Source organism: Gemmatimonadota bacterium (genome assembly GCA_026387915.1).
Taxonomy (GTDB): domain Bacteria; phylum Gemmatimonadota; class Gemmatimonadetes; order Gemmatimonadales; family Gemmatimonadaceae; genus Fen-1231.
Map to the genome: position 1 here is coordinate 136,695 of JAPLKS010000017.1, position 19,625 is coordinate 156,319.

Sequence of the window (19,625 nt, forward strand, 5' to 3'; positions counted from 1 at the left end):
AGGAATCCCTACGAGCGCGGAACGCAGTTGGTGCCAGCATTACGTCGTTGCAGCGCGTCCGCAGGTCACGCAGAACTTCCACTCAGGTTCGAGTTCGGCGCTGCACGCGGCGCACTGCCGTACGCGCAGATTTTGCCCGCACGATGGGCAAAAAACAATCTCGCGCCCCTCGGGGAGTCCCTTGCCGCAGTAACGGCATCCCGGCCGCGCTTCGTGCTGCCGCATCTCCGCATCGGGATGCAGCGGTCGCGGCGCCGGATCCGGCTTGGTGGGCACCACGACACGCGGCGTCGCCGATGTGGCTTTTGCGCGCGGCTTACTTGGCGCATCGGCCGGTGCCTCATGCGCTGCAGCAGTCGCCACCTCAATGGGCTTCGCCGGTATCGGCTCAGGCGCCACCGGTATCGGCTCCGTCGGTATCGGCACTGTCGGCAGCGGCGCCGCCGGCAACGGCTCCGACACCGCCGCGACCAATGCCACCGACGCCGGCGTCCCCGCGAGCTCTCCCTCAATGCGCGTCACCGCGACGCGCACATGCTCCTGCGCCAGCGTCACCTTGGCGTTCAGATACGCGCGGTACGCCGCCAAATCCGGGTTCGGCGACGCCAGCTCCGACGCGAGATCATCCTGCATCAAGTCGTCGGCAAATACGTAGCCACGCTCGCCGCTCAACAAACGCGTGATCGCGTGTGCGTAGTCGTCGTTGGTGTCCACGTGCAGGTCGGCGCGCACCTTGCGATACGGCACGAGCGCCACGAGTTCGGCCACTTCGAAGGCGCGGCCGAGGTACTCGGGGCGCGCTTCGCGCGCAGCACGCACGAGGCGTAGAAACAGGCGGTCCAGCTCGTCGCGAACGGTGTCGGTCATCGGAGGCTTCACCAGCGCGGGGGACGAACGGAAAGCTAACGATTAACGCGGAACAGCAGGGAGCGTGGCGCCCGCGCGAAAACTCTCGCGCGCGGGAAAGGGGCTCGGATCGGCGTGCCGCGCGCCGCGCGAGCGTGTGGCACTCAGCCACGACTCAAACTCAGACTCCACCAGACCGCCACTCGCCGACTGATCAGCGGCCGCGCGCGTGGCGAGATGATTGGCATACTCGTTCTGGGCGTGCCCGTCGTGGCCGCGCACCCACTTCCAGGCCACCGCGTGTCCGTCGGCGGCGCGAATGGCGTCGTGCCACATCGCGAGGTTCTCGATGGGGCCGGTCTTTCGCTTCCAGCCATTGCGCGCCCATCCAAACACCCACTGCGTCATGCCGTCCACGATGTACCGCGAGTCGGTGGTGAAGACCACGCGGCACTGGGCACCCTTGGCACCAATGGCGCGCAACGTCTCCGTCACCGACCGCAATGCCATGCGGTTGTTGGTCGTCGAGGGCTCCGACAACCAGAGGTCGCGACGAACCAGCGCGCCGGTCGCCGGCACTTCGTACTCGATGAGCGCGCCGGCGCCGCCGGGATTATCGCCTTCCTTGCCATTGCCGAGGCAACTCTCGTCGGCAAAGATCGACACCAACGCGCCCTCGCTCACCGGACGACCTCAATGGAATCGGCTTCGTCCACCCACAACGTGAGTGGCTGGCCCGTGGTGGGGTGGCGCGCTTCAATGGCTTCGCGGCGATCGCGCAGCACGAGTCGTTCGGCGATCACAATGAAATCGGTACCGCGTCGCCGCACGATAATGCGCGTGCCGCGCCGAATCGCCAGCTCGAGGGCGTCGTACTCCGCCACGGAGAGTTGCGTCACGCGCCCACGCCGCACCAATGCCGCACCGTGTGCTCCAGCACCGCGGCGGCCTGCTCAATCTCGTGCACCATCACGTACTCCTCGGCGGCGTGCGCCAAACCAATGTCGCCGGGGCCAAAACAGACCGCGGGAATGCCGGCGCCGGAGAGCAACGCGGCGTCGGTCCAGCAGGACAATCCTTCGATCGGCGCGGCGAGTCGGTGCGCGGCAAGTCCGTCGGCAATCGCGAGCACAATCGGGTGCGAGGCCGGAATGTCGTTTGGCCCCTGCGAAAAATCCACATGCGCGTCCGCGCGGAGTTCCGGCCGGCGCTGCTGCACGCGCGCCACGGCCTCGCGCAGTTCCCGCGCAAAATCCTCCGGCCCCTCGCCGGGAATTGTGCGGCGTTCAAACTGCACGTTGCACCGGTCGGGGTAGGTCGAGGAGCCAATGCCGCCCGTGATGATCGACGCGTGGAACGACGGCCGCCCGAGGAGCGGATGCGTGCGCGTCGTGAGCGTCTCGCGCTGATACGCGTCGAGCTCCGCCACCACCAACGACGCCAACGTGATGGCATCCACGCCAATGTCATAGCGACTGCCGTGCGCGGCCACACCGTGCACGACGAGCTCGCCCCACGCAAAGCCGCGATGCGCGGGGCAGATGGCGAGGCGCGTCGGTTCGGTGACAATCGCGGCGTCGGCACGAATGCCTGCGTCAATCACGCGCTTGGTGCCGAGGCTCGTGAACTCTTCGTCGGTCACGGCGGTGACGATGACCTCGCCCGCAAAGCCCTGCGCCGTGGCGAGCGCCGCCGCGGCGCACATCGCCGCGACACCGCTCTTCATGTCGGTGCTGCCGCGCCCGTAGAGGCGACCATCGCGAATGGTGGGCTCCCAGGGTGCGTGGGTCATCCCTTCAATGCCCACGGTGTCGAGGTGGCCATTGAGAAGCAGTGACCGGCCTCCGTCGCGCGCGCCGCCGCGGGCAATCACGTTGGGGCGACCGGGAGCGGATTCCTGCAACTCCACGCGCAGGCCCCAGTCGGTGAGCACGTGCGCGAGCAACTCGGCACACGCTTGTTCGCCAGGGCCATTCGCCACTAACAACGGGTTGCGCGAATCCACCGCGACGAGGGCGCGCGTGAGGGCGACGGCGTCGCCGAGGGGAATGGAGCGGCTAGTCATGTGCGGTAGCGGGGCGAGAGGGGCGCGCGATCGCGACGCCCCTCACACTCCGAGACTGTTACTTCTTGGGCGCGGGCTTGGCCTTGGCGGCCGGCTTAGCAGCTGGCTTAGCGGCTGGCTTCGTTGCCGGCTTCGCGGCAGGCTTTGCGGCCGCCGGCTTCGCAGCTGGTGCCTTTGCCGCGGCCGACGCCGCAGCGCTCGGCTTGACCGGCAGAAGCGCCTTCGCGGCTGCCGCGGCAGCGGCAACTTTGGCCGCCTTGATGACGCTCGGCGGCGGGGGCAACTTCCCCTTGTTCTTCTTGGCCCATGACTCTTCCGCTTCGCGGATGAGTTTGTCTGCTTCGTCCTGCGTCATCTGGCCACGGCGCACCATGTACTGCACGAGATCGCGAGCGCTCTCGATGGCGAAGGCAGTGAGCCCCGCGGCGGCGCTGATGACATCTTTCATGGCGGAGGCCATCTTGCTACCAGCCTCCATGGAAATTTCCTGAGCCTTCGCTGCCATTTCCGCGACGGTGTCGCGAACGTCAGCACCACGGTGACCGGGGTGCCGGCGAATGGGGGCAGCAGCACCAGTCACCGGTTCGATAATTTCAGGTGGCTGGGGAATCTTGTCGGGCATTTGCACCAACTCCGTGCACAAGCGGGATGCCGGCAAGGACTCGGCATCAAGGACCACGCGGTCGGCCGGCGACGGCCGGGAACTTGCTAGCTATTTTCCGCGCGGAGTGATCGGGGGCAAGTATACCCTTTAAGACGCGCGTTGCAAGTGATGGCGTGACATTGGTAAAATGGCCCAAATTCGGGCAAAATCGACGTTTTTTTGAACCAAAATGCATAATTTACGCGCCATTTGTAGGCCAGTAACAATACACAAATAGGCCACTATCATGAGTTCGCCCCTAAAAGGACTTCGAGTTCTCGACTTATCCCGCGTTCTTGCGGGCCCTCTTGCCGCCATGATCCTCGGAGATATGGGGGCGGACGTCATCAAAGTCGAACGGACCGGTAATGGCGACGACACCCGTGGCTGGGGGCCACCGTTTGACGACCGCGGACAGAGCGCGTACTTCCTCTGCTGCAATCGGAACAAACTGTCCGTCGCCGTGGATCTCACGATCGGCGCCGATCAGGATTTTCTGCGCACGCTCATTGCCGGCGCCGATGTAGTCATCGACAACTTCCGTCCCGCCACGCTTACCGCCTTTGGGCTCGATCCGCTCGCGCTGCTCGAGGCGCATCCACGACTGGTGTGGTGCACCATCTCCGGGTTCGGGCCGTTAAGCGATCGGCCGGGCTACGATTTTGTGGTGCAGGCGGAGTCGGGGTGGATGGCGATTACCGGTGAACCGCTGGGGGAGCCAATGAAAACCGGCGTCGCCCTCGCCGACGTGATCGCCGGACGCGACACCGCGATCGCCATTCTTGCCACGCTCGTTGGCGGGCGGAGCGGCGGTCCGTCGGCGCGACATATGCACGTCTCGTTGCAGCACAGCGCCATCGCCGCGCTCGCGAATGTGGCACAAAATGCGCTCGTCACCACTGCCGAGGCGCCGCGGTGGGGAAATGCGCACCCGAACCTCGTGCCCTACGAACTCTTTGACACGGGCGATAAACCGATCGTGATTGCCGTGGGCACCGACGCGCAGTTTGCCGCGCTGGTCGAGGCGCTCGACATTCCCGCGCTCACCGAATCGCGCTTTGCCACCAATGCGGGGCGCCTTGCGCACCGCGAGGCAGTCACGGGCGCCATTCGCCTGCGCATCATCACCGCTGGCTCCGAAGAATGGATGGGGCGTCTGCGCGATGCGGGGGTGCCGTGTGGTGTCGTGCGCTCCGTGCTCGAGGCGCTGCAAGATGTGGCGGGCTCTGAGCTCACGGGCGTCGCGCCGTTGGCGCCGGGGACGGTGCGCCGCGTGCCACCGACGCTCAATCAGCACGGCGCGCTCTTGCGCAGTCAGGGCTGGGCGGGCGTCGCACAAGCATGAGTCGCGGGTGTAGAATCCTGTAATGCGATTCTCGTTCTTCCCTCGCGCCGCGCTCGTCGCGCTGGCCGCCGTTGCCCTGACGCTCGCGGCCTGCGAAGGCAAGGACGCGCACGTCTCCGGCCCAGTCGGCACCAGCGCGTTCACGCGCTACATCGCGATGGGCACCAGCATTTCCATGGGTGTGCAGTCGGCTGGCCTCACCGCCTCGTTCCAGGCGCAGGCCTGGCCGGCACTCCTCGCCCATCAGGCGGGGGCGAGTTTCGCGATCCCCTTCTTCAATGCGCCGGGATGCACGCCGCCCATCGTCGCGCCATTGCTGTTGGCGCGCTTTCTCTCGGGCGCGAGTCTCGCGGACGGTGATTCGTCCTGCGCCGGAACCGTCGGCACGGTGGTGCCGCCGCTCAATAACGTCGCGCTCAGCGGTGCCACTGCGTGGACGGCGCTCAATCTCACCCCCAAGCTCACCACCACCGTTGGCGCCAAGTACGCCACGAGCGACAAAGCCCGTTACGCGGCGGTGCTCGCCGCCACGCAATCGCAAGTAACGGCCATGCTCGTGCGCGCCCCATCGCTCGTCTCCGTGGAACTCGGCGCCAACGAAGTGCTGGGCGCCGCCACCAGCGGTGCGCTGATTCCCGCGACGGCGTACGGCCAAACGGCGCCGTACACGTACGTGCCCGCGTCGGTGTTTGGTGCGGTGTTCACGGCCATCGCCGATAGTATCAAGAAATCCGGTGCGAAGGCGCTGATCCTGACCGTGCCGAAAGTCACGACCCTCGTGTCCTTGCGCGCCGGGAGCGAGCTCTGGAACGACCGGCTCGCCCTCGCGTCGTTTGGGGTGGCGGTGGACCCCAACTGTAGTGGCTCCGCGAATCTCGTGTTTACTGCGGCGCTGGTGCCCTCGCTCGTTGCCCGGGCCCTGGCGACCGGCTCGCCGCAGGCGCTGTCCTGTGCCGATCTACCGCTCACGGCGGACTACGTTCTCACGCCGACCGATGTGACCACGCTCAATGGCGTGGTGGATCAGATGAACGCGGTGGTCACCTCTCTGGCGCAGCAGAACAAATGGGCGCTGGTGGACATGAACGCCGTCTTCGCCCCCATCGTCGCCGCACGGGCACCGTATAGCGTGGCCACTCAGCTGTCGTGCGTGTCGCCCTACGGCCAGTTCGTGTCACTCGACGGTGTGCATCCCAATGTGAACGGGCAGCAGTTGCTCGCTAACGCGGCTGCGCTCGCGCTCAATACCGCCTATAGGTTTACGATTCCAACGGTGCCCGTCCCGTTACAGACGGCCGCGCAGCTGTGTCCATGATCAGACCCCCGAACAGTTACCGACGGAATGCCCTGTCGTCATATCAATGTGACGGCACCGGCGGCACGGGTGTTTCGGCATCGGGCGGGTCTGTCCACAGCGCGTGTGAGAGGTTACACTAGCGCTGTGAAGATGACGCATCCCCCTGAACCGCAGGAACCCCAGGTCGACGCCGATCAAGTGGTGATTGACCGCGTGCTGGCCGGTGATCAGCAGGCCTTTGGCATTCTTGTCGCGCGCTACAGCGATCCGCTGTACCGGCACGCGGTGGGGATGACCGGGAGTCCTGATGATGCGGCTGATATCCTGCAGAACTCGTTTATCAAGGCGTTTCACCACCTCAGCGAGGTGCGTGGGCGGTTTGATGCCTGGGTCTTCCGGATCGTGGCCAACGGTTGCAAGGACTGGCTGAAGAACATCCGGCGGACGCATCTCAGTTACGAAGAAGACGATCAACCGTCTGGATACGAGACGCCGGAAGAAGAGCTGGACCGAGGCGAGCTGCGGGGCGATCTGGACGACGCCCTCTCAGCTCTCCCGGCGTCCCTGCGGGAAGCGTTCATCATGAAGCACGTGGAAGGTCGTTCGTATGAAGAAATGGCCGATATGCTGGGTACCAGCGTCGGCGCGTTGAAGATGCGAGTGCACCGCGCCCGCGAAGCGCTTCAGAAACTCTTGGAGGACCGGTACCTGTGATGCACAACAATCTTGAACCGCGCGACGCCGGGCATATTGAGCCCGCGACCTCGCGCCCCAACGTCGAGCAGGCCGCAATGGCCGATCGTGAAGTGGAAGTCGCCGGCGCGCACATGTCGGACGCCACGCACGCGTGGCTCGATGGTGAGTCGGTGAGCGACGCGCAGTTGATGGCCGCGGGCAAGGAGTATGAGTTCTGGAAGCAGATCCAGAGCGAGACGACGAGCCGCCGCAGCATGAAGACGCCGACGCACGTTGCGGCGCAGATCATGAGTGCGATCGCGAAGGGCTGAGTTTTATCTCGAGTGAAATGCAGAAGGGGCCGATCCACTGGATCGGCCCCTTCTGCATTCTGGCCGTCATGCTGATGCGCCGGTGCCGTCGCTCGGCTCTGGAGCTGAGCGACGGCGCCGGTTTCTATACTGCGTCTGAGAGGGAGCTAAAGGTGAACTCGCGCACTTTGATCGCCGGCATCCACGTCGCGCCGCCGGCGCCGAGCGCTTCGCTCGCGTTCACGCGCACCGCTGGCCCGAGCGCCTCGAGATTGTTCAGGAAGAAGATCGGGCTTTCGTTGAAACGGAAGTTCTTCAACGACTTGGTCACCTTGCCGTTCTCAATCAAGAACGTGCCGTCGCGCGTGAGGCCCGTGTAAAGAATCGAGCGCGGGTCGGTGGCGCGGATGTACCAGAAGCGCGTGCACAAGATGCCGCGTTCGGTGCTGCGAATCATCTCGGGCACATTCGACATACCGCCGAGCATGCGGAGCGAGCGCCCGCCGCCTCCACCACCGCCTCCGCCGCCACCTCCACCGCCGCCGCCACCACCACCGCCAGAACGCGTGGGCTTCACGCCCTGCTTTTGCGCCCAGAAGCGATCGTAGTTGAGGTTCTTGACGATGCCGTTCTCAATCCAGACCACTTTCTCGAGTGGCGCGCCATCTTCATCGTAGCCGCCGCCGGTGCTCGGCGAGTCGGCGGGATCGCTCATAAGCGTGACGCGATCGTCCACGACTTTCATGCCGATCTTGTTGCCACCGCCCTGGCGGGAGAAGAACGAACGTCCTTCGTCGGCCGAGCGCGCTTGCATGGCACCGGCGATCATCTGCACAAGATTGCCAACGGCCGTGGGTTCGAGAATCGTCACGTAGCGGCCGGGCTCAATAGCCACGGGGCTGCGCGACTGTTGTGCTTTTTCGCTTGCGGTCATGCCCACGCGTTCGGCGTCGATATCGGCAAACGAATCACCGTCGGAGCAGGCCCATCCGGAGCCGGTGCCGTCGGTGGTGCGCACCGTCGCGGTCATCGTGACGACGGAGCTTGAGTCGTACGCGAACAAGCCCTTGGAGTTGGCGAGGGCGCTGGCGCCGGCGCGGCACTCAATAAAGCCGGTCGCTACGAGTCCAGCGGCGCGCGCGCGTTCCGTCACCTTCTTGGCAGCGGCGGCGCGTTCGCTCGGGCTCGGCATTCCAATCGCCCGATCTTTTGGCGCGGGGTACTGATAATCCTGCGTGCCGAGTTCCGGCATACGCTCCGGATTCGGCGGCACGAGCTTGGCGATTTCGTGCGCCTGCTTGGCGGCCGCGGCGAGTGAGGCGTCGTCCAACCGATTGGTGACGGCGCTCGCGGCGCGGTTGCCGACGAACGCGGTGATGGTGACCGTGGTGTCACGGTTCTCGCCGCTGGTGGTCACTTGGTTCACGGCAAAGCGTGTGTCGCCGCGCGCCGAGCTGTTGACGGTGACGCGCGTTTCCTCCGCTGGGGAGAGCTTGAGCACGCGTTGCGTGAGCGCTTCGGCCTCGGCGCGCGAGAGCACACCGGTGGGGGCGAAGAGCGATTTCGGGGCAGAGAAGTCGCTCATGCGCGCCGTCCCGTGTTGATGATGTTGACCTGCGTGAAGTGCGCGGGGACGCAACCGTGACTCACCGAGTTGCTCTGGCCTGGCTGTCCCTTGGCGTCGCCGAAGGCGCCGCCTAAGTGGTAGCTGCGCGGGCCGCCGATGCGGTCCATGGATTTCCAGAAGAGCGGAGTTTGGAACTGATACGCGACGTCCTTGAGCATGCCGACGATCTTGCCGCCTTTCACTTCGTAGAACACTTGGCCGGCGAACTGGCCGTTGTAGCGCTGCTGATCAATGGAGAAGGAGCCGTCGCCGACGATGGCGATCCCCTTGTCCATTGAGGCGATCATGCTGTCCCACGTGTCGTCGTTCTTGCCCGGTTGCAGTGAGACATTGGGCATGCGCTGGAACTGCACGTCGCTCCAGCTCTGTGCGTACGAGCAGCCGTACGAGCGCACGGGTTTGCCGACTTTCTTGTAATACCAATCGAGCATCGTGGCTTGTTCGCGCGTGGTCTGGTAATCCACGAAGAGGCCGTTTTTGATGATGTCGAACTTCACGGGCTGTACGCCTTCGTCATCCCACTTGACGGCGCCGAGCGAGCCCGGCTGGTCGCGGTCGCCGACGATGTTCATCACGTCGGAGCCGAACTTGAGTTGCCCGAGCACTTTCTCTGGCGGCGCAACGAAGCTGGTGCCTGCGTAGTTGGCTTCGTAGCCCATGGCGCGGTCGAGTTCCGTGGGATGCGCCACGGTTTCGTGAATCGTGAGCCAGAGGTTGGACGGATGGAGCAGGAGGTCGTAGCGCCCCGGTTCCACCGGCTTGGCGGAGAGCTTGGCGACGGCTTCTTCGGCCCAACGCGTGGAGTTCTCGCCGAGATTGGCTTTGATCACATGTTCATAGCCGGCGCCTGCGGGCGCGATGTCGTTCGACTGGCGCGTTTGGAAATCGCTGAAGTCGCTCGAGACGGCGGTGATGCTCATGGAGGGCTGCGTGCGGTAGACCGTTTGCACCGTGTAGGTGCCGTCGCTGGTCATGAGCGTTTTTTCTTCCTTGAGGAAGAACATTGAGCTCGTGACGTTGCGCACGCCTTTCACTTTGGCGGCGGCGGCGTTGGCGTCGAGCAGCAGCGCGCACTTCTCGGGAATCGAAATGCTCCAGGGGTCGGTGATGATGGGCGTTTTCCATTCGCCGACCTGATTCCCCGGGGTGGGGGCGAGGTTCACCGGCTTGATCTGACTAAAGCGATTGGCCTTGGACTGTTCGATGGCGCTTTTGGCGGCCAGTGCGATGGAGTCTTTGGTGAGCTGGCTTGTGGCGGCAAAGCCCCACGCACCGTCAACAAGCGTGCGAACGCCGAGCCCGAAGGTGTCGGTGTCGCTGGCGCCCTGCACGATTTTGTCGCGCGTGTTGACGTTCTGCTGGCGGCGCGCGGAGACGCGCACGTCGGCGTAGCTGGCGCCTGACGCCTTGGCCACGTCGAGGGCGACTTGCATGAGTGCTTTGACGACTGGGTCGCCGGCGGTCGGCATCGGTGCGGCGAACGCGTCGCCGGCGTAGAGTGCGCGCGAACCGACAGCGGCCGTAGCGGCGACGGCCGCTGTGGTGCGCAGGAAGTCGCGACGTGAGTGTGTCACTGGCGGTCCCGTGTGGAAAGTTGAGATGACCAGCAGAAGATACGGCGCGGACGCTCCACTTGTTGAGGGGGGGGCGCCAATCACGGCGGGATTGGCGCCGCTATATATTCGGGAACCTCCCTTCCCTCGACCCCACCGACCATGCCCCGTCTCTCGTTGCGGTTTGTCGCGATTGCCCTTGCTGCCCTCGTGCTTGGCGGGCTTCCGCGCTCGGCCGCCGCTCAGCTGGGCGACGCCAAGACCATCACGCTGCAGGCCGCGCGCACGATGCTCGCCGCTGCCGAGGCGGAGGCGAAGCGCAACGGATGGAATGTGTCGATCGCCGTGGTGGATGCGGCGGGGGAACTCATTGGCTTTGTGCGCATGGATGACGCGTCGCCCGGAAGCGTGGGGATCTCGCAGGCCAAGGCGCGCACGGCTGCACGGATGCGCCGGCCGACCAAGGCCCTCGACTCCGTGGTGTCAGCGGGGCGCACGGGGATTTTGTCGTTCGAAGGGGTGGTCGCGGTGGAGGGGGGTGTGCCGGTGATCGTCGGCGGCAAGTTCATTGGCGCGGTGGGTGCGAGCGGTGCGACCTCAGCGCAGGACGCACAGGTCGCGAAAGCCGGCGTTGAGGCGTTGAAGCCCTAACGCCGAATACGGCTCGCTTGGCGAACCGCATTCGGCGTGAGCTACTTCGGAGCACGCAACAGCGGTCAGCCGTCTCCGCTAGAACCGGTAGCTGATCGAGGCGTACGTCTGTCGGCTCCGGTCAAGCGTGCCGGATTCTGCGTACGTGGAGAGCATGAGGTAGAGGGAGCGTCCGATGCCGATGTCAGCGTCGGTGCTAGTCCACGTCACGCGTGATGCCCCCGTGCTGCTGAGGGGCGTTGAGGACTCGCGTACCCCAGCACTGTACATCACGTGGAGCGCGCCGAAGGGCGTGGTTTCAACGGATGCGGACTGCAGGCGACCGGTACTTGCCGGCCCGTCGTACGTGGTCATGCGCACATGCATACCGATCTGCGCGCGGGTGAGTCGCGTGAGCGACGCCGAGGAGGTCACCGATTGCGTGGCGTCGGTGTTGCCGCCGGTGCTGCGGCGCACGTCGGAGCTGAGTCGCAGCACGCCGAACAGCGACAACGCCCCGCCGCCCCACATGCCTTCGCGGAAGCTGTCGTCGAAGATGATTTCCGGGTTCAAGAAATCGCGATACAGTCGCACGTTGCGCCGATTGTCGAGCCCACCGTACAACGAAAATGCATCGGTGACGGTGAACTGCGCGGTGAGGAACGATGACGTGGGCGTGGTGGACGCGTGTTCTTGCGTGCCTTTCCAACCACGGTTGAAGTCGAGTTCTTGCGTGGCGTAAATGGAAAGCTTCGGGCCGTTGTAGGTGATGCGGGCGAAGGCGTATTCTCGGTCGATCTGACCACCGGCGTACGAACCGACGCCGCCGAGCGTGAGCGACCAGGGCCGCGTTTCATCGCGTGTGTTATGGAGCTGCAGGTATGCGCCGTACTGTCGCGACAGGCTCGAGAGGCCGAGCGACACGGGGTCCGGTTGCTGCCCGGCGAATGCGCCACTGCTCCAGCGCTGTCCGTCGAGGTCGAGCGCGGCGCCGTCGAACATACCAACGGAGGACAATGCCTGCGGGAACTGGCGACCGAGCGCGAGTCGAAGCGGCGAATGATCGGGCGTGTATTGAATCACCGCTTGATAGACGCGCGTCGTTTGTTCGTCGGGACTTTGCGTGGAAGTGCTCGGGCGTGTAAATGTCGACCGCTGGGCACGCACGTCGAGGGCGATGCCGATGGCCGAGCCGCCGAGGCGTTGTCCGTCGAGGCGCGCATCGATGCCCGGCTGCGCGAGCGCGACGCCGGCAGCGGGATTCAACAGCAGGTAGCGCAGGCCGATTCGGCCGCGGAGCGAGCCGCCGCTGCTGGCGCGCATGCTCGTTGGTGTCATCGCGCCGGTCAGAGTGGTCGTACTGGTGGCCAGGCGGGCCGGTGCAAAGCGCACGGAGTCGCCGATTTCGGCCTGTGCCTCAGCGGTTTGCCGAGTGCACGCCGCGCGTGAGGACGAGATATAGGTCACCACGAGTTCGCCAACGACGGTGCCGCCGCGTATGACGGCGAGTCGCGATCCTTCGCGCAGACCTGCGTTGGTGCCGGCCTCAAGATACACCATCGCGCCGCTGAGGTAGCTAACGCGAGTCCACGCCGTCGTGGCGTCGGTCGTCGTCGTGGTGTCGGCGGTGTGGTTGCCGCGCACCGTGCGCGCGGCAACCGCACCGCCGGACTCCTGCGCGCCGGCGTGCGAGGAAACAGCGACCAAGAGTGCGACGGCCCGTGCAAAGACGGGCAGTGTGCCAGTGTAGAGTCGCAGGTGCGCGGTCATGTGGTGCCTCGCGGGTGACAGGAGTAGCAGGTGGGGCTGTCGTACTTGTAGCCCGAACGTCCTTGGTGCGCGCTGTCCATTTTGTTTTTCAGATGGCAGGTCGTGCAGACGAAGGATTTGAAATTCGTCGGCACGGTGTGGCAGTCGGCGCAGACGCTCCAGCGTCCTTTGTGTTTGCCTGAGTAGATCGGGAAGAATGACCCATCGTGATTGAACGTCGCGCCGCTCCACGTGGTGGTGGTGTGGCACGAGGCGCAGTCAGTGGGGAAGCTGGCGGCCTTGTGGTTGGGATTTGTGGTGGCGTCGTACTTGGCCTGATGGCAGCCCACGCACACCATGGTCTTACCGTGGTACACGCCGTCGCCGTGGCACGAACTACAGGGCGTGCTCACGTGCGCGCCGGTGAGCGGGAATCGCGTGGCAGAGTGGCTGAACGTGGCCGGCGTCCATGCCGTGGTGGTGTGACAGGTGGCGCAGGTCGTGCCGAAGCCGGCCGCGGCGTGCGGCGGATTCTTCGTAGCGCTGTATTTCGCCTGGTGGCAGCCGACACAGTCCTTGGTCTTACCGCGGTAGACGCCGTCGCCGTGGCAGTCGGTGCACACCGCCGCGCGGTGCGCCCCGGTGAGCGGAAATGCCGTCGTACCGTGATCGAAGCTGGCGCCCTTCCACGACGCGGTGCCGTGGCACGAAGCGCAGGCGGTGGGATAGCCGAGCTGCGAGTGCGGCGGAAGCTTGGATGCGGTGTAATCCTTTTGGTGACACGACACGCACGCGGTCGGCTTGCCTTTATAGACGCCGTCCGCGTGGCACGACGCACAGAGCGCGGCCTTGTGGGCGCCGGTGAGCGGAAACTGCGTTAGCCCGTGATCGAAGGTGCTCGGCGTCCACGCGTTGGTGCTGTGACAGGTGGCGCAGGCGGTGGAGTAGCCGACTTGGGTGTGCGGCGGACTCTTTGTGGCACTGTATTTCGCCTGATGGCACGCAACGCATGCGGTGGGTTTGCCTTTGTACACGCCGTCGGCGTGGCAACCGCTGCACAGCACCGCGCGGTGTGCGCCGCTGAGCGGGAACTGCGTGGCGTTGTGATCGAACGTGCTTGGCGTCCACGCGTTGGCCGTGTGGCAGGTAGAGCAGACGGTGGAGTAGCCGATCTGTGCGTGCGGCGGATTTTTGGTGTTGTTGTAGTTCGCCTGATGGCAGGAGACGCACGCGGTGGGTTTGCCTTTGTAGACGCCGTCGGTATGGCAGCGGCTGCACGCCGCCGTCCGGTGTGCACCGACGAGTGGGAACTGCGTGGCGTTGTGATCGAACGTGGCCGGGCTCCAGCCGCTCGTCGTGTGGCACGAAGCGCACGAGGTGCCGAATCCTGCTGCGGTGTGCGGGGGATTCTTGGTGGCGTTGTAGTTGCCCTGATGGCACGACGCGCACACGGTCGATTTTCCCTTGAACACGCCATCGCTATGACACGAGGCGCAGACCGCGGCTTTGTGACCGCCGGTGAGCGGGAACTGGGTGGCGTTGTGATCGAAGGTGCCGCCGCTCCACGTGGTGACGCCGTGACAGGTTGAGCAGACGCTCGAGAATCCAAGCTGCGAATGCGGCGGCATCTTCGAGTTCGTGAAGCTTGCCTGGTGACAGGACACACAGGCGGTGTTCTTGCCCTTGTACACCCCGTCGCTGTGGCACGAGATGCACAACGCGGCTTTATGCGCGCCGGCCAGCGGGAACTTGGTGGCGTTATGGTCGAAACTGCTCGGCGTCCACGCCGTGGTGGAGTGACAACTGGCGCAGGTGGCGGGGAAGCCGGCCGCGCTGTGCGGCGGATTCTTGGTGGCGGTGAAGTTGGACTGATGGCAGCCCGAGCACTCTTTGGTTTTGCCGCGGTACACCGCATCGCCGTGGCACGACGCGCAGGTGGCGGCTTTGTGCGCGCCCGTTAGGGGGAACTGCGTGAGTGTGTGGTCAAAGGTGCCGCCCATCCACGCGGTGGTGGTGTGGCACGATGCGCACGCCGACGAGAATCCGAGCGCCGAGTGTGGCGGGCGCGCGGAGGCGTCGAAGTTCTTTTGGTGGCACGACTGGCAGGAGGTCGCCTTGCCTTTGAAGATGTTGTCGCCGTGGCAGCCCGCGCATGAGGCAGCCCGGTGTGCGCCGGTGTGCGCCGGTGAGCGGAAAGAGCGTGACGTCGTGACTGAATGACCCACCCTTCCACGCGGTGGTGCTGTGGCACAGCTCGCACGTCACCGGGAACCCCGATGCGACGTGCGGCGGATTCACCGATTTGTCGAACACCCCTTGGTGGCAGCTGACGCACGTCGATACGCGCCCGCGGAACACACCGTTCGCATGGCAATCGTTGCACGTGGCCGTGCGATGCGCGCCGGTCAGCGGGAAGCGCGTGACGCTGTGATCATATGGTGCGCCCTTCCACGCTGCGGTGGTGTGGCAGTCGGCGCACGCGGAGGTAAAACCGAGTTGCGAGTGCGGTGGACGTAGCGAGGCGGCAAAGTCTTTCTGGTGGCACGACTGACACACCGCAGACTTTCCCTTGAACACATTGTCGGCGTGGCAGCCGCTACAGAGGGCGAGGCCGTGTGCGCCGGTGAGTGGGAACTGCGTGGTGCTGTGATCGAACGTCGCACCCTTCCACGCCTGCACGCCGTGGCACGTCGTGCACAACGTCGGGAACGCCGAGGCCGCGTGCGGCGGCGCTGCGGTTTTGTTGTAGTCCGGGGCGTGACAGCTCATGCACGCCATCGGTTTGCCCTTGAACACGCGATCGGCGTGGCATCCCGCACAGTTGACGGCGCGATGCGCGCCCGCGAGTGCAAACTGCGTGAGGTTGTGATCGTATTTGGCGGAGTGCCAAGTCGAGACGTCGTGGCACGATGCGCAATCCTGTGAAAATCCCGCGCCCTGATGGTCCGGCGAGGTCGCGCTCCGGAACGTGCCCGCGTGGCAGCCGACGCACGTCGTGGGACGGCCGCGATACTGGCCTTGTCCCGGCACGGATCCGGTGTGGCACCCTTCGCACGAGACACCAACGTGTGCGCCGCGGAGCGGAAAGCGGGTGAGTTCGTGGGCACGCGCCATGCGTGCGACGTCTACAAAGCTGCGCGTCGTGTGGCATCGGTCGCACGTGGTGCCGAACTCGCTCTTGTGTACGTCCGTGTGGCACGACGCACAGCTCGACGTGACGGTCGAGAAGACCAACGACTTGTGGCAGCTCACGCACTCGGTGCGCTGATGTGCGCCGTCGAGTGGAAAGCGACCCTCCGCGTGGCGGAAGGTTGAGGCGATGACCGCTGGCTTCCATCCGTCAGCGCGGTGGCACCCACTGCACGCGCCAATGGATGGACCATGCGGATTGTCGGCGCCTTGTGCGTGTGCGGGTTGACCCGCGAGTGCGAGCACGAGCGCGGCGAGGCCGGCGTGCGACCATGTCATTTCGATCTCCCGGTGGGCACTTTGGCGTGACAGCTTTCGCACGCCCCGGCGAGGGGGCGGTAGATGACGCGTTGTTGAGCGTCGCGGCGATGGCACAACGCGCACGCCGTACGCGCGTGCGCGCCAGCGAGCGAGAAGGTCGCGTCGCGATCGTGATTGAATCGGGTCGCAGGGGCAAAGCTCGCGATGCCGTGACACGACTCGCAGGCGCCGCCATCCTTGCGGCCGCCGAACTGGCTCCCGTGCGGCGTGTCGTGGCAGGACGCACACCGATCGCGCCGCTGCGTGAAAGGTAGGGATGCGAGTTTGACTGGTGCCGCGATAAGTGTTGAGCTGGCGCCAACGGATTTCATAGCGTCGTGGCAGGCCACGCACGGCGCGGCCCGATGCGCACCGTCGAGTGCGAAGGAAAAATTTCCGTGCGACACGACCGTCACCGTCGACGGCCGAAACGCGGTGGCGTCGTGACAGCTGCGGCACCCTTGCGTGTTCGCGCGCGCGGCATCGGTGGTGAACTGCCCCGCGTGCGGATCGGCGTGGCACGATTCGCACGCGGTTTCCGGAATGGCGATGGCGACCTTCGCCGTGCCGAGCGAGGCCGCGAGGGTGAGCGCAGGCAGCCCGCGACGCGTGGCCGCGTGGCAGGCGGCGCATGGCACGGCAGCGTGACGGCCCTCGAGCGGCAGGCGTTTCGTGGCGTGCTGCGCGCGGGAATACGTGCTCGGCTTCCACCCGGCGTCCGTGTGACAGCCCTCGCACGCACCCTTGTCGGCGCTTGCGTTGAGTTGTCCGCCGTGCGCGTCGGTGTGGCAGGAGGCACACGCGTTGAACGACAGGTGCAGACGCACGGTCTTCGGTCCGCGTGCGTTGGCCGCGCGTGCCACGGCCGTATGACACGCGGCACACTTCACCGTTTGATGGCGCCCACGCAACGCAAAGCGCGTCACCTGATGTTTGGCTAATGAAAAGGTGGAGGGCGCGAAGCCACTCACGGTGTGGCACGTGCTGCAATCCAGCGGCGCGCCGTTCTGCGACGCCTCTCCGGCATGGGCATCGGTGTGGCACGACCCGCACGTGGCGAACGGCGGATTCTTCTTCATGGTGGGGCCATGGCAGGCTTCACACCGCACCGTGCGGTGCTTGCCGTCGAGTGCATAGCGTGTGCGACTGTGGTCAAACTCCTTGCGGTCCACAATCGCGAAGCCGCGCGTCACGTGGCAGTCGCCGCACTTTGCTGAGAGACGGCCTTTGTGCGGGTCCTCGTGACAGGCCGAGCATTCTTTGTGGCCAAGCGGTTTGAAGAGCGGAACCGTGCGGCCGGCGGCCGTCGGCGCGATGTGCAACCGCGCCGCGAGGTGGCACTTGTCGCACTCCACGTCCGCGTGCTTTCCGGTGAGCGGATAGTCGCTATTGGCGTGGTCGAACTTCGGCGCGGGCTTCCACGCCTTGGCGTCGTGGCACTTGTCGCACGATGCGCCAAGTGAGTTCTGGTGGATGTCGTCGGCGCGGTGACAGGTGGCGCAGGTCGTTTCGAGCCCCAGCCACCCTGGCGCGGCGTGCCGCGGAAAGAGCGCGACCGCCGGCGACACGCGATTCGCGGGCGTGTGGCACTTTTCGCATTTGGTCGTTGCATGCTTGCCGTCGAGCGCCCACCCTGCGCGACGGTGATCAAACTTGGCGGCCGATCCTTCGGGCCACGCGATGAGCGCGAAGTTCGTGCCCGCGTGATCGGGGTGACAGCTCGCGCACGGTTTGCCACCGGCCTTCATTTCGCGCGCATGCAAGCCGCGGTTCTTGTCGACGGTCCACGCGAGATCTTTGTGACACGCGAGGCACAGTTGCGCCATTGGCTCTTTGCGGAGCCCGTGGCACTTGATGCAGTTGGCCGGACCTTCGAGGTTGGCGTGCGCCTTGGCGAGCGCGCCGGGCGAGATCTGCCCGAACGCGCTCGATGTGGCCAGCAGCAGCCACGGGAGCACACGCCACACTCGGCGCATCATCCGGCACGCGCCTGATCAGGCGGCAACGGCACGTCTTTCTCCACGATGCGCACCCCGAGCCGCTCGAGGAACGCAAAGGGTGCATCGCCGCCAATGCGAATGACCACGTGATCGTTCGGCAGAATCGTGGTCTCGCCGTTGTACTCGAGCACGGCGACATCGTTGCGAATTTCCCGCACGGTGCTGCCGAGCATGGTGCGTACGCGACCGGTGTCGATAAGCCGCTGAAGTTTGGCTTGGTTGCGCTCTTTGATGCGGGAGAACGCCTGGGCGCGATACGAAAGAATGACCTCGGTGCCCTTCTGGTTGGCGAGCCCAAGCGCCGATTCAACCGCGCTATCGCCGCCGCCCACCACGAGCACGCGCCGCCCAGCGAACGCCTCCATTTCGACGATGTCGTAAAATACTTTCGCGAGCTCTTCGCCCGGCACGCCAAGCCGGCGCGGCGTGCCACGGCGACCCATCGCAAGGACAACTCGGCGCGCGCGGTGCACACCGTCGGGCGTCTGAATGCGGAAGACGCCATCTTCGCGCACGACCGTTTCCACGCGCTGTTGCGTCTGCACCTGCAACCCCGTGTTGGCGACGATCGTCTCCCACACTTGCAGAAGCGTTTCCTTGGAGGCGTCGGCAATCCAGAGGTCGCCGTAGAGCGGAATGTGCACCGGCTCCGCGAGCAGCAGTTTGTGCCGCGGATATTTGCGCACCGTGTCGGAGAGCGAGCCTTGCTCGAGAATCACATAGCTCAGCCCGCAGCGCAGCGCCTCGAGTCCAGCGCTCAGGCCGGCCGGTCCGGAGCCCACAATCGCAACATCCACCGTGTCGGCATCACCGTCCGTGCGCACAGCGCCCGGAGGGAGGGACCGCGCGACGCCTTCGATGGCCATCTTGCCTTCGTTGATCGCGTTTTTGATGAGGCCGCGACCGCCCAGTTCACCGACAATGAAGAGGCCAGGGACGTTCGTTTCGAATTGGTCGTCAATCAGCGGCACCTGCACGCGATTCACCGCTGAGCCCGTCGTCACGGAGATGGCGCCTACCGGGCAGCCACGCACGCATTCGCCATGTCCTTGGCAGAGCGCGTCGTCCACGACGGCCAGTTTGCCGCGTAGCGTGATGGCGCCTGGCTCGGGGCAGGCGGCCACGCAGGTGCCGCAACCCACACACATGTCGCCACGCACCATCGCGCGCAGCACGCCGCCGTCGGCTGTTGCCGGCTTGGAGTTGGGCGCCTGCACCAGTTCAAAGATCTGTTGCGGCACCCCACACCCGGGGCAGAAGGTAGAGCCTTGTGGTACTACCACGCGGCACCGCGGGCACGGGCGCCCGCGGACGGCGGCAGGTGCCAACGGTGCGGACGACGGCGCGCCACGGGCGCGCAGGTGGAGCCACACCATCAATGCGGTCAGCGCAAAA

General features: G+C 65.5%; 17 protein-coding genes. 5 read left to right on the plus strand and 12 right to left on the minus strand.

All coding sequences use genetic code 11. The features are described 5' to 3' along the window. Positions 1–39: 39 nt before the first annotated feature. The 5 genes from NTZ43_10390 to NTZ43_10410 are packed head-to-tail and all read right to left on the minus strand — an operon-like array spanning position 40 to position 3,533. A complete protein-coding gene (locus NTZ43_10390; protein MCX5767616.1) occupies positions 40–867 on the minus strand; it encodes a zinc ribbon domain-containing protein in 828 nt (275 codons plus the stop codon). A 42-nt stretch (positions 868–909) separates the two neighbouring features. Then, on the minus strand, positions 910–1,530 hold the full coding sequence (locus tag NTZ43_10395) for a ribonuclease HI (GenBank protein MCX5767617.1): 621 nt from the start codon (positions 1,528–1,530) through the stop codon (positions 910–912). Beyond that, a complete protein-coding gene (locus NTZ43_10400; GenBank protein ID MCX5767618.1) occupies positions 1,527–1,745 on the minus strand; it encodes a hypothetical protein in 219 nt (72 codons plus the stop codon). Before NTZ43_10400 ends, NTZ43_10395 begins: the two co-directional genes overlap by 4 nt. After that, positions 1,742–2,911 carry an ArgE/DapE family deacylase gene (locus NTZ43_10405; GenBank protein MCX5767619.1) on the minus strand — a complete coding sequence of 390 codons (1,170 nt, stop codon included), beginning with the start codon at positions 2,909–2,911 and terminating at the stop codon, positions 1,742–1,744. The genes NTZ43_10400 and NTZ43_10405 overlap by 4 nt, the downstream gene beginning before the upstream one ends. A gap of 58 nt (positions 2,912–2,969) precedes the next feature. Beyond that, positions 2,970–3,533 carry a hypothetical protein gene (locus tag NTZ43_10410; protein MCX5767620.1) on the minus strand — a complete coding sequence of 188 codons (564 nt, stop codon included), beginning with the start codon at positions 3,531–3,533 and terminating at the stop codon, positions 2,970–2,972. A 268-nt stretch (positions 3,534–3,801) separates the two neighbouring features. Here NTZ43_10410 and NTZ43_10415 point away from each other — a divergent pair, with 268 nt between their 5' ends. The 4 genes from NTZ43_10415 to NTZ43_10430 all read left to right on the plus strand — a co-directional run bounded on the left by NTZ43_10415 (position 3,802) and on the right by NTZ43_10430 (position 7,203). Continuing rightward, positions 3,802–4,899 (plus strand): CoA transferase, encoded by a 1,098-nt coding sequence (locus NTZ43_10415; GenBank protein MCX5767621.1) that lies wholly within the window; start codon positions 3,802–3,804, stop codon positions 4,897–4,899. 22 nt (positions 4,900–4,921) lie between these two features. Next, positions 4,922–6,214: an SGNH/GDSL hydrolase family protein gene (locus NTZ43_10420; GenBank protein ID MCX5767622.1), complete on the plus strand. Its 1,293-nt coding sequence runs from the start codon at positions 4,922–4,924 to the stop codon at positions 6,212–6,214. A 132-nt stretch (positions 6,215–6,346) separates the two neighbouring features. Next, positions 6,347–6,910 carry a sigma-70 family RNA polymerase sigma factor gene (locus NTZ43_10425; GenBank protein ID MCX5767623.1) on the plus strand — a complete coding sequence of 188 codons (564 nt, stop codon included), beginning with the start codon at positions 6,347–6,349 and terminating at the stop codon, positions 6,908–6,910. After that, positions 6,910–7,203, plus strand: a complete 294-nt coding sequence (locus NTZ43_10430; protein MCX5767624.1) for a hypothetical protein — start codon at positions 6,910–6,912, stop codon at positions 7,201–7,203. Before NTZ43_10425 ends, NTZ43_10430 begins: the two co-directional genes overlap by 1 nt. Before the next feature lie 124 nt (positions 7,204–7,327). Here the strand turns inward: NTZ43_10430 and NTZ43_10435 are convergent, their stop codons facing one another. Both NTZ43_10435 and NTZ43_10440 read right to left on the minus strand, forming a co-directional pair. Then, positions 7,328–8,767: a TldD/PmbA family protein gene (locus tag NTZ43_10435; GenBank protein ID MCX5767625.1), complete on the minus strand. Its 1,440-nt coding sequence runs from the start codon at positions 8,765–8,767 to the stop codon at positions 7,328–7,330. Continuing rightward, a complete protein-coding gene (locus NTZ43_10440; protein MCX5767626.1) occupies positions 8,764–10,383 on the minus strand; it encodes a TldD/PmbA family protein in 1,620 nt (539 codons plus the stop codon). The genes NTZ43_10435 and NTZ43_10440 overlap by 4 nt, the downstream gene beginning before the upstream one ends. 141 nt (positions 10,384–10,524) lie before the next feature. On the opposite strand from NTZ43_10440, the gene NTZ43_10445 reads away from it, so the two are divergent. Next, positions 10,525–11,013, plus strand: coding sequence for a heme-binding protein (locus tag NTZ43_10445; protein MCX5767627.1), 489 nt, complete (start codon positions 10,525–10,527; stop codon positions 11,011–11,013). 78 nt (positions 11,014–11,091) lie between these two features. On the opposite strand, the gene NTZ43_10450 is transcribed toward NTZ43_10445, so the two are convergent. Genes NTZ43_10450 through NTZ43_10470 form a run of 5 tightly spaced genes read right to left on the minus strand, consistent with a single transcriptional unit; the run spans position 11,092 to position 19,471 of the window. After that, complete coding sequence (locus tag NTZ43_10450; GenBank protein MCX5767628.1) at positions 11,092–12,762, minus strand: hypothetical protein; 1,671 nt, start codon at positions 12,760–12,762, stop codon at positions 11,092–11,094. Further along, complete coding sequence (locus tag NTZ43_10455; protein MCX5767629.1) at positions 12,759–14,741, minus strand: hypothetical protein; 1,983 nt, start codon at positions 14,739–14,741, stop codon at positions 12,759–12,761. Before NTZ43_10455 ends, NTZ43_10450 begins: the two co-directional genes overlap by 4 nt. Next, positions 14,725–16,209 (minus strand): cytochrome c3 family protein, encoded by a 1,485-nt coding sequence (locus NTZ43_10460; protein MCX5767630.1) that lies wholly within the window; start codon positions 16,207–16,209, stop codon positions 14,725–14,727. Before NTZ43_10460 ends, NTZ43_10455 begins: the two co-directional genes overlap by 17 nt. After that, on the minus strand, positions 16,206–18,209 hold the full coding sequence (locus NTZ43_10465; GenBank protein MCX5767631.1) for a hypothetical protein: 2,004 nt from the start codon (positions 18,207–18,209) through the stop codon (positions 16,206–16,208). The genes NTZ43_10460 and NTZ43_10465 overlap by 4 nt, the downstream gene beginning before the upstream one ends. Next, positions 18,206–19,471 carry an NAD(P)-binding domain-containing protein gene (locus tag NTZ43_10470; GenBank protein ID MCX5767632.1) on the minus strand — a complete coding sequence of 422 codons (1,266 nt, stop codon included), beginning with the start codon at positions 19,469–19,471 and terminating at the stop codon, positions 18,206–18,208. Before NTZ43_10470 ends, NTZ43_10465 begins: the two co-directional genes overlap by 4 nt. Positions 19,472–19,625: the final 154 nt, after the last annotated feature.

Coding starts and splice junctions, on each gene's coding strand:
- NTZ43_10455 (MCX5767629.1), bottom strand. CDS start 14,741: ATGGGCGGCACCTTTGACCACACACTCACGCAGTTCCCCCTAACGGGC.
- NTZ43_10405 (MCX5767619.1), bottom strand. CDS start 2,911: ATGACTAGCCGCTCCATTCCCCTCGGCGACGCCGTCGCCCTCACGCGC.
- NTZ43_10390 (MCX5767616.1), bottom strand. CDS start 867: ATGACCGACACCGTTCGCGACGAGCTGGACCGCCTGTTTCTACGCCTC.
- NTZ43_10460 (MCX5767630.1), bottom strand. CDS start 16,209: ATGACATGGTCGCACGCCGGCCTCGCCGCGCTCGTGCTCGCACTCGCG.
- NTZ43_10445 (MCX5767627.1), top strand. CDS start 10,525: ATGCCCCGTCTCTCGTTGCGGTTTGTCGCGATTGCCCTTGCTGCCCTC.
- NTZ43_10425 (MCX5767623.1), top strand. CDS start 6,347: ATGACGCATCCCCCTGAACCGCAGGAACCCCAGGTCGACGCCGATCAA.
- NTZ43_10465 (MCX5767631.1), bottom strand. CDS start 18,209: ATGATGCGCCGAGTGTGGCGTGTGCTCCCGTGGCTGCTGCTGGCCACA.
- NTZ43_10435 (MCX5767625.1), bottom strand. CDS start 8,767: ATGAGCGACTTCTCTGCCCCGAAATCGCTCTTCGCCCCCACCGGTGTG.
- NTZ43_10410 (MCX5767620.1), bottom strand. CDS start 3,533: ATGCCCGACAAGATTCCCCAGCCACCTGAAATTATCGAACCGGTGACT.
- NTZ43_10415 (MCX5767621.1), top strand. CDS start 3,802: ATGAGTTCGCCCCTAAAAGGACTTCGAGTTCTCGACTTATCCCGCGTT.
- NTZ43_10420 (MCX5767622.1), top strand. CDS start 4,922: ATGCGATTCTCGTTCTTCCCTCGCGCCGCGCTCGTCGCGCTGGCCGCC.
- NTZ43_10430 (MCX5767624.1), top strand. CDS start 6,910: ATGCACAACAATCTTGAACCGCGCGACGCCGGGCATATTGAGCCCGCG.
- NTZ43_10450 (MCX5767628.1), bottom strand. CDS start 12,762: ATGACCGCGCACCTGCGACTCTACACTGGCACACTGCCCGTCTTTGCA.